The 207-nt window shown below is 37.2% G+C and carries 1 protein-coding gene; it reads right to left on the reverse strand.

Going from position 1 to position 207, the window contains the following annotated elements; all coding sequences use genetic code 11:
* On the reverse strand, window positions 1-207 hold a 207-nt coding region (locus ACVC3Y_RS00395), incomplete at both ends, for a hypothetical protein (RefSeq protein WP_452225763.1).

Below are 207 nucleotides of genomic sequence, written 5' to 3' on the forward strand. Positions count from 1 at the left end.
CCATTACATTCTATAGTTTCATCTACAACCGTACAAGCTGTAAGATCAGGACCGATAGAATCTTCAAGAGTAAGTGTCGCAGTCAGTGTAGTTTCATTATCACAATCATCCGATACCGTATAGATTACAGTAATAGTACCACCAGCTCCACAAGTAGAAGTAAGGTTTGTAAATACATAATCGGAAGTTACATCAAATACAGCATCT

The organism is Lacinutrix cladophorae (genome assembly GCF_053604645.1).